The 14599-nt window shown below is 51.7% G+C and carries 14 protein-coding genes; 9 read left to right on the top strand and 5 right to left on the bottom strand.

Going from position 1 to position 14599, the window contains the following annotated elements; translation table 11 throughout:
- Positions 1 to 62 precede the first annotated feature (62 nt).
- The gene (locus BS640_RS12140) at positions 63 to 707 is read left to right on the top strand and encodes a YchE family NAAT transporter (RefSeq protein WP_017493057.1); all 645 of its coding nucleotides are present in this window, start codon (positions 63 to 65) and stop codon (positions 705 to 707) included.
- Positions 708 to 796: 89 nt separating this feature from the next.
- Here BS640_RS12140 and BS640_RS12135 read toward each other — a convergent pair whose 3' ends face one another.
- Positions 797 to 3508: an ATP-dependent Clp protease ATP-binding subunit gene (locus BS640_RS12135; RefSeq protein WP_084912648.1), complete on the bottom strand. Its 2712-nt coding sequence runs from the start codon at positions 3506 to 3508 to the stop codon at positions 797 to 799.
- A 665-nt stretch (positions 3509 to 4173) separates the two neighbouring features.
- Between BS640_RS12135 and BS640_RS12130 the strand changes: the two genes are divergently transcribed.
- The 6 genes from BS640_RS12130 to oppF all read left to right on the top strand — a co-directional run bounded on the left by BS640_RS12130 (position 4174) and on the right by oppF (position 10487).
- Positions 4174 to 4572, top strand: a complete 399-nt coding sequence (locus tag BS640_RS12130; protein ID WP_084912647.1) for a hypothetical protein — start codon at positions 4174 to 4176, stop codon at positions 4570 to 4572.
- 261 nt (positions 4573 to 4833) lie between these two features.
- Positions 4834 to 6480: an oligopeptide ABC transporter substrate-binding protein OppA gene (gene oppA, locus BS640_RS12125; protein ID WP_017494432.1), complete on the top strand. Its 1647-nt coding sequence runs from the start codon at positions 4834 to 4836 to the stop codon at positions 6478 to 6480.
- A gap of 91 nt (positions 6481 to 6571) precedes the next feature.
- The gene (oppB, locus tag BS640_RS12120) at positions 6572 to 7492 is read left to right on the top strand and encodes an oligopeptide ABC transporter permease OppB (protein WP_084912646.1); all 921 of its coding nucleotides are present in this window, start codon (positions 6572 to 6574) and stop codon (positions 7490 to 7492) included.
- Positions 7493 to 7510: 18 nt separating this feature from the next.
- Positions 7511 to 8419, top strand: coding sequence for an oligopeptide ABC transporter permease OppC (oppC, locus tag BS640_RS12115; RefSeq protein ID WP_026110860.1), 909 nt, complete (start codon positions 7511 to 7513; stop codon positions 8417 to 8419).
- A gap of 11 nt (positions 8420 to 8430) precedes the next feature.
- Positions 8431 to 9453 (top strand): ABC transporter ATP-binding protein, encoded by a 1023-nt coding sequence (gene oppD, locus BS640_RS12110; RefSeq protein WP_017494370.1) that lies wholly within the window; start codon positions 8431 to 8433, stop codon positions 9451 to 9453.
- Entirely contained in the window at positions 9450 to 10487 is a 1038-nt protein-coding gene (gene oppF, locus BS640_RS12105; RefSeq protein ID WP_017494371.1) for a murein tripeptide/oligopeptide ABC transporter ATP binding protein OppF, read from the top strand. Before oppD ends, oppF begins: the two co-directional genes overlap by 4 nt.
- Before the next feature lie 71 nt (positions 10488 to 10558).
- On the opposite strand, the gene BS640_RS12100 is transcribed toward oppF, so the two are convergent.
- Together BS640_RS12100 and cls are read right to left on the bottom strand one after the other, a co-directional pair.
- The gene (locus tag BS640_RS12100; protein ID WP_017494372.1) at positions 10559 to 10882 is read right to left on the bottom strand and encodes an HI1450 family dsDNA-mimic protein; all 324 of its coding nucleotides are present in this window, start codon (positions 10880 to 10882) and stop codon (positions 10559 to 10561) included.
- A gap of 113 nt (positions 10883 to 10995) precedes the next feature.
- The gene (gene cls, locus BS640_RS12095) at positions 10996 to 12456 is read right to left on the bottom strand and encodes a cardiolipin synthase (RefSeq protein WP_084912645.1); all 1461 of its coding nucleotides are present in this window, start codon (positions 12454 to 12456) and stop codon (positions 10996 to 10998) included.
- Positions 12457 to 12700: 244 nt separating this feature from the next.
- On the opposite strand from cls, the gene BS640_RS21925 reads away from it, so the two are divergent.
- A complete protein-coding gene (locus BS640_RS21925; protein ID WP_086005828.1) occupies positions 12701 to 12877 on the top strand; it encodes a YciY family protein in 177 nt (58 codons plus the stop codon).
- Between the two features lie 86 nt (positions 12878 to 12963).
- Here the strand turns inward: BS640_RS21925 and BS640_RS22125 are convergent, their stop codons facing one another.
- On the bottom strand, positions 12964 to 13134 hold the full coding sequence (locus tag BS640_RS22125; RefSeq protein ID WP_017493463.1) for a YnfU family zinc-binding protein: 171 nt from the start codon (positions 13132 to 13134) through the stop codon (positions 12964 to 12966).
- Between the two features lie 122 nt (positions 13135 to 13256).
- Positions 13257 to 13553, bottom strand: coding sequence for a YciI family protein (locus BS640_RS12090; RefSeq protein ID WP_017493462.1), 297 nt, complete (start codon positions 13551 to 13553; stop codon positions 13257 to 13259).
- A 242-nt stretch (positions 13554 to 13795) separates the two neighbouring features.
- On the opposite strand from BS640_RS12090, the gene BS640_RS12085 reads away from it, so the two are divergent.
- A complete protein-coding gene (locus BS640_RS12085; protein ID WP_017493461.1) occupies positions 13796 to 14560 on the top strand; it encodes an energy transducer TonB in 765 nt (254 codons plus the stop codon).
- Positions 14561 to 14599: the final 39 nt, after the last annotated feature.

Here is a 14599-nt window from a genome sequence, read left to right as displayed (position 1 = left end):
GATTCCAGTACATTAGCGCCCATTAATCACCCCCCTTTTTTACCTCTTATGCGGAGTACTGCGTGAGTCAGACAATTTTGGATTTCTCGGGTTATATCAAGTTTTTTGTCGGCCTGTTTGCGCTGGTCAACCCGGTGGGGATCCTGCCGGTATTTATCAGTATGACCAGCTATCAGGCAGCAGCAGGACGCAATAAAACCAATATGACGGCCAATCTTTCGGTCGCGATTATTTTATGCACCTCGCTGTTCCTCGGTGACGCCATCCTGCATCTGTTTGGCATCTCGATAGATTCCTTCCGTATTGCCGGTGGTATTCTGGTGGTTACCATTGCGATGTCGATGATTAGCGGTAAGCTGGGTGAGGACAAACAGAACAAACAGGAGAAGTCGGAGACCGCAATCCGTGAAAACGTAGGCGTTGTGCCGCTTGCGCTGCCTTTAATGGCCGGTCCGGGGGCAATCAGTTCCACCATCGTCTGGAGTTCGCGCTATCACAGCTGGGAAAACCTGCTTGGATTTACGCTCGCGATCGTTATCTTCTCCTTCTGCTGCTGGTTGCTGTTCCGCGCCGCACCGTTGGTGATGAAACTTTTAGGGCAAACCGGTATTAACGTTATTACACGTATTATGGGATTGTTATTGATGGCCTTAGGTATCGAGTTTATTGTTACCGGTCTTAAAGCCACGTTTCCCGGCCTGCTGTAAAGAAAATCCGGCATGAAAAATAATTAAGCAAGGGCGCTGACGCCCTTGCTTAATAAAGATCGATGAAACTTTTCTCTTATCTCCTATGGTTACGTTGCAGAAGATGAGGCAGGTGAAGAATGGATATCAAACACCACCTTGTCACTCTCTTCATCGAAACCTATCTCGACCGAATCCCCTGATTTAAGTTTGTCGCCCAGTATTTCCTTCGCGAGTTTAGTTTCTACCTCCTGACGTATTTTGCGTTTAAGCTCGCGTGCTCCAAAATCAGGTTGATAGCCCACTTCGGTTAAATGGTTAACCAGGCTTTCGGCAACAGTGAGGGTGATATCCTGCGCCGCCGCAGTGCGGGTTAGCCGGTCCAGCTGAATTTGAACAATCAGGCGGATATTTTCTGACGACAGCGAGTTAAATACGATTATCTCGTCAATACGGTTGAGGAATTCGGGCCTGAAGTGGCCTTTGAGGACTTGCATCAGTTCATCGCGAATTTCTTTATCCGGCCTGCGTTCATTTTCCGGTAGCGATGAATTGGCCATAATAATCGCCGACCCCAAATTGCTGGTGGCGATAATCGTAGTATTACTGAAATCAACCACGCGACCTTTGCCATCGGTCAGGCGGCCGTCATCAAACACCTGGAGCAACACGTTATAAACGTCTGGATGCGCTTTTTCTATTTCATCGAGCAGGATAACGCTGTAGGGACGGCGTCTGACCCGTTCCGTTAACTGACCACCTTCGTCATAGCCGACATATCCCGGAGGCGCGCCAATCAGGCGTGCGACCGTATGTCTTTCCATATATTCCGACATATCGATGCGAATAATGGACTGCTCATCGCCAAACACCGCTTCTGCGATGGCCTTCGCCAACTCGGTTTTACCTACACCGGTTGGGCCGAGGAACAGGAAAGTGGCAATCGGGCGGTGCGCCTGACCCAAACCGGCACGAGACAACCGCACTGCATCGCTTACGGCGGTCACAGCGTCTTCCTGGCCCACTACGCGTTCACGCAGTTTCTCTTCCATGTTAAGCAGTTTTTTACGCTCTTCCTGCGTCAAATCAGAGACCGGGATCCCCGTCAGGCGGGAAACTACTTCGGCGACCGACGCGACGGTAACCTCAAGGGTTTCTGACCCGGTTTTGTTATTCCACGCCTCGGTCAGTTCATCGAGGCGTTTCTGTTTATCCTCAATATCTTTCTCAAATTTCTTCACGTCATCAAACTGTTTGCGGCTGGAGGAATAGTCCCGTTCGCGTTTGACGTGAGAAATCTGTGCCTCGAGCTCCTGCACCTCCGCCGGGCGAGAGGTCGAGCCAATCCTGACGCGTGCCGCCGCCTGGTCAATCAGGTCGATAGCTTTGTCCGGCAGGAAGCGCGAGGTAATGTAGCGGTCCGAGAGCTCGGCGGCAGCGACAAAGGCTTCGTCGGAAAAGGTGACCTGATGGTGCGCTTCAAGCGTGTCGCGCAGCCCGCGAAGGATCATGATGGTCTGGTCGACGGTCGGTTCTGGCACCAGCACCGGCTGGAAACGCCTTTCCAGAGCCGCGTCTTTCTCAATGTGCTTCTGATATTCGTTAAGCGTAGTGGCACCAATCAGGCTGAGTTCACCGCGGGCGAGGGCAGGCTTGAGCACGTTGGCAATATCTAATCCGCCTTCGCCACCGCCTTGACCCGCGCCAACAATGGTGTGAAGTTCATCGATAAACAGGATCAGCTCGCCTTTTTTGGCCGTGACTTCATCGATAAGCTGTTTGGCGCGCTCTTCAAACTCACCGCGATATTTCGCGCCAGCGACCATTGAGTTGATGTTGACCTCAACCAATCGCTTACCGCGCAGCACCTCAGGCACGTCGCCCTTAACGATGCGCTGTGCTAACCCTTCAATAATGGCGGTTTTACCGACGCCGGGTTCACCTATCAGCACCGGATTGTTTTTCTTGCGGCGTGCCAAAACCTCTATCGTGTTCTCAATTTCCTGGGCTCGGCCGAGAACCGGATCGAGCTTGCCCGCTCGCGCCATCTCGGTGAGGTCACGACCAAACTTATCCAGATTCGGGGTGCCGGTAGGCGTATCGACGCGGCCGTCTTCAGCGCCTTTGCCAACGATTTTTACCACTTTCTGGCGAATCGCTTCAGGTGAGATGCCGTATTTTTTAAGCAAAGAACCGGCGACGCTGTCGGTGACTTCACTGAGACCAATCAGCAGATGCTCGGGGCCGACGTAGGAGTGCCCCAACTCGCGAGAAGCCTGGAATGCAAACATAAAAGCCTTTTTCAGGCGGGGCGAAACGCTCATATCATCCATCGATGCCCCGGTCTCTGTGGCGCCGGAATAGGCATTCTGATCGATATAATTTTTTATATCCTCAGGGGAGATTTTGAATTCTTTGAACAGGGTGGTGCAGACGTCGGTATCGGCAAGAACGTAAAGAAGGTGTTCGGTATCAAGCTCGCTCCGATTTAGCGCGTGGGCCTTTTCGGCTGCTTTCTGCAAAAGCTCGAGCGACTGTTTGCTAAACGCTTCTGTGGTGTCAACGGACTCGCGGGGCACCTCCCCAAACGTGCTCTCGTCGTTTGATCTGCCCTGAGTGAAATTATTGAAGAAACCGGATAACCCATCGCGTCCCCCCATTCCACCTAACAGGGAGTCGAAAGGGTTAAGCACATTTTGGTGCCGCATCAGCTGGCGGTAATCATAATCACAGATTGCTATCGTCTTGCGCTGACCGTTTTGCACGATGGTGACTCTGCCTGAAGCAGGCCTGGCGTTACAGATATCGCATAAAGTTGGCATTGAACATCTCCTGTTGTTTTCAGGTTATAGGTTCAGTACGTCATGCATCCCCTGAACGAGTCGATAATTCACCTTAAGCATAGCCGAGGGGGCTAAGAGTGGAGGGTGGTACTTTATGCGCATTTCTGTTTTATAGCGGTACCCATCAAGTAAAATACCGCGCTAAACATTAAATAAGATATAACGGAGGGGAATTATTGCCGCGGGATTATAAAGATAGGTGCAGGGTGTTTAAATTCGAAATCAGATTATTAAAACCGATGGCGATCACACAATTGAACAATTATTACCAAATCTAATAATGTGGCGCATTATAATAGTGCATCTAATGACTCTAAAATGTGCTGCTGCACCCAAATGTGGCATAAAATTGCCTCTTGCCCTCTATCGTCCTTAAGACTCCTATTTATTACCCTTTTCTTTGCCATTTCAGGCACTTTTTTCGACTTTTATTGCCCGTTTTGACGTTAAATTAATCACATCATTCTGTAGCACTTGTACATGCCGTGACGAGATGTTATTAGTGTTTACCTCGCACTTAACAGGGGTTTATTCTTAAAAGTAAGCTTATGTTAACGTAATGTGTCAGTGCAATTTTTAATCATAAAGCTGACTTAATTTTAGTGCTAAAATTTTAAAAAATATTTTAATAACAAGATATTAAGTTGATTTTTGTTGCCTGGAACTCACTGGTCAGTCTACCTGCAGGGTCGGATAAAATAGAATTGGTTAACATTTCCGTAAAATTTATTGGCGCGAAAATTTTTCATCTGATAATTTTCGGCCACATTCCCAAATGGAAAATGTTTCGGCATATCGCCGAAGTGAGAACGGATCTTGCTAGAGCTTTACCAGCCAAGAGCTTAAAGACTTCTTTTTCACTTTTTCAGGAGAGAGCGCGGTTGAACAAAAAATGTACCCATCAAGCTGCAGCGCCCGTTATACAAGGCGATTCCTCAAATTCAAAGCAGCTGGATACGACAACGCGCCTTTACTCTGACATTGAAAATCAATTCTCTCTGCTTTTCGAAAATATAAATAACTTCACCCACGACTTTAATTAATCGAAGGGGACGCTTTGCACATTTCCTGCAATGGATTGTGAATAAAAGCCTTAGTCAACAAGCGCTTCACGAGGTAAAGGTAACTTTATTCCTGTGAGGTAATAACGCAGTGAAGGTAATGCAATAGGGGTGTTAATCCAGCGCGATTAACTGACTACTTACCGTTTCTACGTGAGTAATTCGTTCCTGCTCATCGCGAAACTAAACCCGGAAGGGGTTGGCCTGTTTACAGGCAAATAATAACAATTGGAGTTGATATTAATGACCAACATCACAAAAAAACACCTTCTCGCCGCCGGTATCCTGGCTGCATTTGGTGCAGTAACCTCCACCAGCAGCTTCGCCGCCGTCGTTCCGGCTGGCGTTCAATTGGCCGCCAAGCAAGAGCTGGTTCGTAACAACGGCGATGAAGTTCAGTCGCTTGACCCGCACAAGGTTGAGGGCGTGCCTGAGTCCAACGTTATTCGTGACCTGCTCGAAGGTCTGGTAGACACCAACGTCAAAGACGGTAGCGTGGTACCGGGCGTAGCTGAAAGCTGGGAAAACAAAGACTTTAAAGTCTGGACCTTCCATCTGCGCAAAGACGCCAAATGGTCAAATGGCCAGCCGGTAACCGCCGCTGATTTCGTTTACAGCTGGGAACGCCTGGCTGACCCGAAAACCGCCTCTCCGTATGAAAGCTACCTACAATACGGCCACATTGTGAATATCGACGATATCATCGCCGGTAAGAAAAGCCCGGACACGCTCGGTGTCAAAGCCATCGATGACCACACTCTGGAAGTCACCTTGAGCGAGCCGGTGCCTTATTTTGTGAAAATGCTTTCCCACACCGCCATGAAGCCGGTGTACAAGCCTGCGGTCGAGAAGTTTGGCGACAAATGGACTCTGCCTGAAAACTATGTTGGCAATGGCGCGTTCAAACTGAAAACCTGGACCGTTAACGAACGTATCGTGCTGGTACGTAACCCGGACTACTGGGACAACGCGAAAACCGTGCTGAATCAGGTGACCTTCCTGCCAATCTCTTCCGAGGTTTCTGACGTTAACCGCTACCGCAGCGGTGAAATCGACATGACCTACAACAACTTGCCGATCGAGTTGTTCCAGATGCTGAAGAAAGACAGCCCGAAAGAGCTGCACGCTGACCCGTATCTGTGTACCTACTATTACGAGATTAACAACCAGAAAGCGCCGTTCAACGATAACCGTGTTCGTACCGCCCTCAAGCTGGGGTTGGATCGCGACATTATCGTCAACAAGGTTAAAGCCCAGGGCGACCTGCCGGCTTACGGTTTCACTCCGCCATACACCGACGGAACCTATGGCAAGCTGACGCCGCCAGCATGGTTTAAAGAAACTCAAGAACAGCGTAACGCGGAAGGTCGAAAACTGTTGGCCGAAGCCGGTTATACCGCCGATAAGCCTCTGACTTTCAACCTGCTTTACAACTCTTCCGACCTGCACAAGAAACTGGCTATCGCCGCCGCTGCTATCTGGAAGAAAAACCTCGGCGTAGACGTAAAACTCGAAAACCAGGAATGGAAAACCTTCCTCGAAACTCGTCATCAGGGCAACTTTGACGTCGCCCGTGCCGGTTGGTGCTCCGACTATAACGAGCCGACCTCTTTCCTGAACATCATGCTTTCCGACAGCAGCAACAACACCGCGCACTATAAGAGCCCGGCGTTCGACACAATTATTGCTGATGCACTGAAGGCGAAAACAGACGAAGAGCGCGCCGATTTCTATCAGAAAGCGGAACAGCAGCTGGATAAAGACTCGCCGATCGTGCCGGTTTATTACTATGTGAACGCCCGTATGGTTAAGCAATACGTGGGGGGTTACAGTGGTAAAGATCCGCAGGATAACGTTTACGACAAAGATCTCTACATCATCAAGCACTAAATAATGAGGAAGCAGGGCGGTTACCCGAGCCGCTCTGCTTTTGTGTTTGATTGAGACTTCAGCAACTGGCTGAGCAAAGCAGGTACGAGCAATGTTAAAGTTTATTTTACGCCGCTGTCTGGAAGCTATTCCGACGCTTTTCATTCTGATCACGATTTCGTTTTTTATGATGCGCCTTGCCCCCGGTAGTCCGTTTACCGGCGAGCGTAATCTGCCGCCAGAAGTGATGGCCAACATTGAGGCGAAATATCACCTCAATGATCCGATGTACAAACAGTATTTCCATTATTTAGAACAATTGGCCCACGGTGATTTTGGTCCTTCGTTCAAATATAAAGACTATAGCGTCAACGATTTGGTCGCCACGTCGTTCCCGGTTTCGGCGAAATTAGGTCTTGCTGCCTTTATTCTGGCCATCGTTCTCGGCGTTACTGCCGGCGTCATCGCCGCGCTGAATCAAAATACCAAGTGGGACTACACGGTGATGGGCTTTGCCATGACCGGGGTGGTAATACCCAGTTTTGTGGTCGCGCCCTTATTGGTTTTGATCTTCTCCATCATGCTCAAGTGGCTCCCTGGCGGCGGCTGGCATAACGGTGGCTTCAAATATATGGTGCTGCCGATGGTGGCGCTTTCTCTGGCCTATATCGCCAGCATCGCGCGTATTACCCGTGGTTCGATGATTGAAGTGTTGCACTCCAACTTTATCCGCACCGCGCGCGCCAAAGGCCTGCCGATGCGTCGCATCATCTTCCGTCACGCGCTGAAACCTGCCTTGTTGCCGGTTATCTCCTACATGGGGCCTGCCTTCGTCGGTATTATCACCGGTTCAATGGTTATCGAAAGTATTTACGGACTTCCGGGTATCGGTCAGCTGTTCGTTAACGGTGCATTAAACCGTGACTACTCGCTGGTATTGAGCCTGACCATTTTGGTCGGTGCCCTGACTATCCTGTTTAACGCGATCGTTGACGTGCTGTACGCCGTGATCGATCCGAAAATCCGTTATTAATACTGGAGCACGCCAATGATGTTAACCAAGAAGAAAAACAGCGAGGCTCTGGAGCAATTTACAGAGAAGCTGGAGATAGAAGGGCGCAGTCTGTGGCAGGACGCCCGTCGCCGCTTTATTCATAACCGAGCAGCGGTGACTAGCCTGGTCGTACTGGCGGTTATCGCCTTGTTCGTGACCTTTGCCCCGATGCTGGCGCATTTCCGCTACGACGATACCGACTGGAACATGATGTCGGCCGCGCCTGATATTGCCTCCGGTCACTATTTTGGCACCGACTCGTCGGGCCGCGACCTGCTGGTGCGCGTTGCTATCGGCGGCCGCATTTCGCTGCTGGTTGGCGTATCTGCCGCGCTGGTAGCCGTGGTGCTCGGCACGCTTTACGGTTCAGTTTCGGGCTATCTGGGCGGTAAAATCGACTCCGCAATGATGCGTTTGCTGGAAATCCTCAACTCCTTCCCGTTCATGTTCTTCGTCATCCTGCTGGTGACGTTCTTCGGACAGAACATCTTCCTGATTTTCGTTGCCATCGGCATGGTGTCATGGCTGGACATGGCGCGTATCGTCCGTGGGCAAACGCTGAGCCTGAAACGTAAAGAGTTTATTGAGGCCGCGCTGGTCAGCGGCGTCTCGACGTGGAATATCGTACTGCGCCATATCGTCCCCAACGTACTGGGTGTGGTGGTGGTTTACGCCTCTTTGCTGGTGCCGAGCATGATCCTGTTTGAGTCCTTCCTGAGCTTCCTCGGGTTGGGAACACAAGAGCCATTAAGCAGCTGGGGCGCGCTGCTGAGCGACGGCGCTAACTCGATGGAAGTGTCACCCTGGCTGCTGTTCTTCCCGGCTGGCTTCTTGGTCGTGACGCTGTTTTGTTTCAACTTTATCGGCGACGGGCTGCGTGATGCGCTCGATCCGAAAGATCGTTAAGGAGTGCGATGATGAGCACCATTGAACATACCCCCCGCACTCCACAGGCCATCGAGGTCGATGCGCCACCGGTTCTGCTGGACGTGAAAGACCTGCGTGTGACTTTTGGCACGCCCGACGGTGACGTGACCGCGGTTAACGATCTTAATTTCGACCTGCGCGCCGGAGAGACACTGGGCATCGTCGGTGAGTCTGGCTCCGGTAAATCGCAGACCGCGTTTGCGCTTATGGGGCTGCTGGCAAGCAACGGGCGCATCGGCGGATCGGCAAAATTCAACGGCCGTGAGATTCTTAATCTTCCGCAAAAGCAGTTGAATAAACTGCGTGCCGAGCAGATTTCGATGATTTTCCAGGACCCAATGACTTCACTAAATCCTTACATGAAGGTGGGTGAGCAGCTGATGGAAGTGCTGATGCTGCATAAGCACATGAGCCGTTCCGAGGCGTTTGAAGGATCGATTCGCATGCTCGACGCGGTCAAGATGCCCGAAGCCCGCAAGCGTATGAAGATGTATCCACACGAATTTTCAGGCGGGATGCGTCAACGCGTGATGATAGCGATGGCGCTGCTGTGCAGTCCAAAACTGCTGATTGCCGATGAGCCAACAACCGCGCTGGACGTGACCGTGCAGGCGCAAATTATGACCCTGCTGAACGAACTGAAGCACGAGTTTAATACCGCGATCATCATGATTACCCACGATCTCGGCGTCGTTGCGGGCATTTGTGACAAGGTGCTGGTGATGTATGCAGGGCGGACTATGGAATACGGTCAGGCGCGCGACGTGTTTTACACCCCGAGCCATCCTTATTCTGTGGGTCTGCTGAATGCAGTGCCGCGCCTCGACGCTGAGGGTGAGTCTTTGCTGACCATCCCGGGCAATCCGCCTAACCTGCTGCGCCTGCCGAAGGGGTGTCCATTCCAACCTCGCTGTCCGTACGCCACCGAAATCTGTGCGACGGCCCCTGCGTTAGAGCGCTTTGGCGATGGTCGCCTGCGTGCCTGCTTCAAGCCCGTGGAGGAACTAGTATGAGCGAAGTGATTAGTATAACTCCGGCGCCGGATACCTCTCCCGTGGACCAGAGAAAAGTGCTGCTTGAGGTCGCCGACCTGAAGGTGCATTTCGACATCAAAGACGGCAAGCAGTGGTTCTGGCAACCCTCAAAAACTCTGAAGGCGGTCGATGGCGTTAGTCTGCGCCTGTATGAAGGCGAAACGCTCGGCGTGGTAGGTGAGTCGGGCTGTGGTAAATCGACCTTTGCTCGTGCGCTGATTGGGCTGGTTAAGGCCACCGACGGCCGCGTAGCCTGGTTGGGTAAAGACCTGCTGAATATGTCTGCTGCCGAATGGCGCAATACGCGCAGCGATATCCAGATGATCTTCCAGGATCCGCTGGCCTCGCTCAACCCGCGTATGACGATAGGTGAGATAATCGCCGAGCCGCTGCGCACCTATAATCCAAAAATGCCGAAACAGCAGGTTAAGGAGAAGGTTAAGGCGATGATGCTGAAGGTTGGCCTGCTGCCCAACCTGATCAACCGCTATCCGCACGAGTTTTCCGGCGGTCAGTGTCAGCGTATCGGTATCGCACGTGCGCTTATCCTTGAACCCAAGCTGGTGATTTGTGACGAGCCGGTCTCGGCACTGGACGTCTCGATTCAGGCCCAGGTCGTCAACCTGCTGCAACAGTTGCAGCGTGAGATGGGCCTGTCGCTTATCTTTATCGCCCATGATTTGGCGGTGGTTAAGCACATCTCCGACCGCGTGCTGGTGATGTATCTTGGCCACGCCGTGGAGCTGGGGACCTATGACGAGGTCTATCATAATCCGCTGCACCCATACACGCGTGCGCTGATGTCGGCGGTACCTGTACCGGACCCGGACAAGGAGCGTAACAAGACCATTCAGCTGCTGGAGGGAGAGTTGCCGTCGCCGATTAACCCGCCGTCGGGATGCGTGTTCCGTACCCGCTGTCCGATTGCCGGGCCGGAATGCGCCAATACGCGCCCTCTGCTTGAGGGAAGCTTCCGCCACGCCGTGTCTTGTTTGAAGGTCGATCCGTTATAATCTGCCGGCGCAAAGACAAAAAACCCCGCACAGTGGCGGGGTTTTTCTTTTGTGGTACGCGCGTTAACGCATCACTCTTTCCACAGAATATGGCAAAGCTTATGGTCTTTTTCACGGCATAGCAGCACGCGAGCAAAGACGTCGTTGATGGGCTCACCGTCTGCGTCGGCTAGACCAATAACGACTTCAGCGAAGAAGTCGGGGTTAAGGTCAAAATCAACGTGCTCGGCCCAGTCTTCGGCAGGGTCATACAGTTCTGCGCCACCGCGCTCCTCAAACTGCAGGTTAAAGATCAGGATATCCGCAGGATCCAAGTTATCTCCAGCCAGTTCGAGGAAGATGTCGTAGGCTTGCTCAAGGGTTTCGTCTTCGGTCAGGCGATTATTCAGATCCATATTCTTCTCATTCAATAGTTTGTGGTGTGATAAGCCATCGGCAGGATGCAGCGACTGCGCCTCGTGGCCGACTCCTTATGACATGACCTATTAGAACATTCTCGCCGCTGCTTTTACAGTAACGGACTGAAAAAGTAGAACAGGCGCTCAACGATACGATGCCAGAAAGGTCGCTTGAGCCAGACCTTCGGGTCGAGGAGGCGAGAGCGCGCGAGATAATCTTCCTGCACCACGGCTAGGTCGGCACCAAAACCGGCGTCATCAATGACCAGCGTAATCTCAAAGTTCAACCACAGGCTGCGCATATCCAGATTTACCGTGCCGACCAGACTCAACTGCCCGTCGACCAGAATGCTTTTGGTATGCAACAGGCCGCCCTCAAACTGGTAAATCTTGACGCCAGCCTCAAGCAGCTCGTTATAAAATGCCCGGCTCGCCCAGCCGACCATCACTGAATCGTTTTTCATTGGCATAATAATGCTGACGTCGACTCCACGCTGTGCGGCGGTGCAAATTGCGTGTAATAAGTCGTCACTCGGCACGAAATAAGGCGTGGTCATGACCAGCTGTTCTCGCGCTGAATACGAGGCGGTCAAAAGCGCCTGATGGATCATGTCTTCAGGGAATCCCGGACCCGAGGCGATAACCTGAATAGTATGCCCGCTCTCCTGCTCGAACGGCATTTGATTGACCTCAGGCTCCGGCGGCAGAATACGCTTACCGGTCTCTATCTCCCAATCGCAGGAGTAGACGATACCCATCGTGGTTGCCACTGGGCCTTCCATACGCGCCATCAGATCAACCCACTGGCCCACGCCGGCATCCTGCTTGAACAGGCGCGGATCGACCATATTCATGCTGCCGCTGTAGGCGACGTAGTTATCGATAAGCACCACCTTGCGGTGTTGGCGCAGATCCATACGACGTAGAAACACGCGGAACAGGCTTACCTTGAGCGCTTCAACAACTTCGATACCGGCGTTACGCATCATTGCCGGGTAAGGGCTGCGGAAAAACTGCAGGCTACCGGCGGAGTCAAGCATCAGTCGACAGTGCACCCCACGCCGCGCGGCGGCCATCAGTGACTCGGCGACCTGATCTACCAGGCCGCCGGGTTGCCAGATATAGAACACCATCTCGATGTTGTGCCGCGCCAGTTCGATATCACGCATGATAGATTTTAGCGTGTCGTCGCTGGTGGTGAGCAGTTGCAGCTGATTGCCTTTTACGCCACCAATTCCCTGGCGACGTTCGCAAAGCTGGAACAGCGATTTTGCTACATCGCTGTTTTCGGTAGCAAAAATTCGATGACAACCTTTGAGATCGTTCAGCCAATGCGCGGTTGAGGGCCACATTGCCTTGGCGCGTTCCGCCCGCCGTTTGCCTAAATGCAGCTCACCAAAAGAAAGATAGGCAATGATTCCAACCAACGGAATAATAAAGATAATCAATAACCAGGCCATGGCCGAAGGTACGGCACGGCGCTTCATTAAAATGCGCAGCGTAACGCCGGCAATTAATAACCAATAACCGAAGACCATAAGCCAACTGATTACTGTATAAAATGTTGTCATAAGGGCGAAAAATCCTGTTCGCGAGCAATTTGGTGAGTGTACGCAGAGTGCGCTAAAGGTTAAACCTTTTATAAAATTTTATCTGCTGCTTCAATCGGCTAGCTCTGATTGAGTTGTCGACAAAGGTAATAATCCAACGAAGCATGTAATTAAGCGTAGCTAAAACTCTCAATGATAAGGTCTAGATGATCTATAATGTTCGCGCTATTTAAACAGAGACCCTTATTAAAGGAATATTTGTTGTATGAAACGCAGTAGAAATGAAGTGGCCCGTTGGCGTATGCAGCGTCAGTCTCAGAGAAGAAAAAGCCGCTGGCTTGAAGGACAATCTCGACGCTATCGGCATATTTACCGTATTCGAGCGATCCATTGTCTACAGCAACAGCGTGTCAGCCTGTTTAGAGTCATCCACGTCTGGTGATGAGGCAATAGGGCTTTCTCGTCAGGTGACAATAATAGGTCATCAACGTGTGATGAAAGAATATTGGGCGCGTAGAGCGCCTTTTTTTACGCCTGTCCGTTGTCGCCCACGCGAAAAAGGGCGCCGCATCTCGGGCAAACCAGCGTCGCGTTTTTACGCACTTTGGCACTTAACTGCTCGGTCGCTGCCTTGCATTCTGGGCACACTACCTTGCTCGTTTTACTGGTCAGAAACTTCAATCCGTCGAAGAATGACATAATGGGGTAACCTCACAGGTTGGGGGAATCAGTCTAACACGTAAGCCTGAGGTTAGCTTGGCACTTCAGAATGAAAGAAGCAGGGTACCCCTGCTTCTGTGAAACCCGGCCAAAATGACGGCTTAGATGGTTTTCTTAAAAGGTTTAACGGTCGTCTTGTGGTACACGCCTGCCAGCATATAAGGGTCAACTTCGGCCCAGCTTTTAGCGGCTTCCAGGCTTTCAAACTCAGCAATCACCAGTGAACCCGTCATGCCCGCATCGCCAGGCTCTTCGCTGTCGATAGCCGGAAGTGGTCCGCCCACCAGAACTCGGCCCTGATCTTTCAGCTTTTGCAGACGATCGATATGCGCAGGGCGCGCGATGCGTCTTTTTTCCAGAGAATTGGCAACATCTTCAGAATAGATCATGTAAAGCATGGTTCACCTTGTCATTTGTTGTCAAAATATCGAATACATCCTAATGCGTTCGTTTCATTAGGGTGAGTTACCATAGCGAAACCCTGTCCTCAGGGAAAGAGGGATGGATGAATCAAAAGTGCAGTATTTGAGAATAGTTTTCATCTCCTTATTGAATATGATTGCTATTTGCATTTAAACTTGCGGATTCACGGGGAAATTGAATCATTATGCAGCCAAGAGCGATGTCTTTAACTAATGCCATGCCGTTAAAAAATCAGTCAATCATTCGCAGAGTAACATTGCCGGCCTTGCTCTCTATCGGCATCCATGCCGCGCTTATTGCGGCCTTACTCTACGTGACCCTCACCGATGCCGTTAAGATGCCCAGGCAGGAAGAGCACGTGATGAGCGTCACCATGGTTAATCCAGAGACCTTCGCTCCGCCGCCAACGCCACAGCCTGAGGTACAGCCGCAGCCCGACCCTGAGCCGGAGCCGGAGGTCAAACCCGATCCGGTGGTGACGCAACCCGTTGCTGTGCCGTTGCCAGAACCCAAGCCGAAGCCAAAGCCGAAGCCGCCAAAACCGGTCAAAAAGCCGCTCGAAAAACCGAAGCCAAAGCCGCATCCGCAGCCTCAGCAGAAACCGGTCGAGAAAACGCAGGAAGTCGCCAAAGCCGAGTCTTCGCCTTTTGCTGCCTCAAAAGCGCCTGTGGCACAGGCGCCAAAACCGGCAGCGCAAACCAATGGCGCGAGCAGTGGTCCGCGTCCGCTTGAGCGGGGTAAGCCGCAGTATCCTGCGCGCGCCTTCGCGCTGCGCATCGAAGGGCGGGTCAAGGTGCAATTCGATGTAGACAGCGACGGTCGCGTGGACAACATCAGAATCTTGTCTGCCGAGCCGCGTAATATGTTTGAGCGTGAGGTGAAAATGGCGATGAACAAATGGCGCTATGAGCCTAAACAGGCCAAAAACCTGACCGTCACGCTGGTATTTAAAATGAACGGCGGCGGTGGCCTCGAGGAATAATTTCTTACCATAGTCTGCTGCTAAAGGAAGGGATAAAAC

Origin of the sequence: Rouxiella badensis (genome assembly GCF_002093665.1) — a bacterium.
Lineage (GTDB): Bacteria > Pseudomonadota > Gammaproteobacteria > Enterobacterales > Enterobacteriaceae > Rouxiella > Rouxiella badensis.
The sequence above is the reverse complement of the archived record's forward strand: the minus strand, read 5'-3'. Positions and strand labels throughout refer to the sequence as shown.

Excerpts from the sequence above, each read along its gene's own strand:
- BS640_RS12135 (WP_084912648.1), bottom strand. The coding sequence starts at position 3,508 with ATGCCAACTTTATGCGATATCTGTAACGCCAGGCCTGCTTCAGGCAGA.
- oppA (WP_017494432.1), top strand. The coding sequence starts at position 4,834 with ATGACCAACATCACAAAAAAACACCTTCTCGCCGCCGGTATCCTGGCT.
- oppB (WP_084912646.1), top strand. The coding sequence starts at position 6,572 with ATGTTAAAGTTTATTTTACGCCGCTGTCTGGAAGCTATTCCGACGCTT.
- oppC (WP_026110860.1), top strand. The coding sequence starts at position 7,511 with ATGTTAACCAAGAAGAAAAACAGCGAGGCTCTGGAGCAATTTACAGAG.
- oppD (WP_017494370.1), top strand. The coding sequence starts at position 8,431 with ATGAGCACCATTGAACATACCCCCCGCACTCCACAGGCCATCGAGGTC.
- oppF (WP_017494371.1), top strand. The coding sequence starts at position 9,450 with ATGAGCGAAGTGATTAGTATAACTCCGGCGCCGGATACCTCTCCCGTG.
- BS640_RS12100 (WP_017494372.1), bottom strand. The coding sequence starts at position 10,882 with ATGGATCTGAATAATCGCCTGACCGAAGACGAAACCCTTGAGCAAGCC.
- cls (WP_084912645.1), bottom strand. The coding sequence starts at position 12,456 with ATGACAACATTTTATACAGTAATCAGTTGGCTTATGGTCTTCGGTTAT.
- BS640_RS21925 (WP_086005828.1), top strand. The coding sequence starts at position 12,701 with ATGAAACGCAGTAGAAATGAAGTGGCCCGTTGGCGTATGCAGCGTCAG.
- BS640_RS22125 (WP_017493463.1), bottom strand. The coding sequence starts at position 13,134 with ATGTCATTCTTCGACGGATTGAAGTTTCTGACCAGTAAAACGAGCAAG.
- BS640_RS12090 (WP_017493462.1), bottom strand. The coding sequence starts at position 13,553 with ATGCTTTACATGATCTATTCTGAAGATGTTGCCAATTCTCTGGAAAAA.
- BS640_RS12085 (WP_017493461.1), top strand. The coding sequence starts at position 13,796 with ATGCCGTTAAAAAATCAGTCAATCATTCGCAGAGTAACATTGCCGGCC.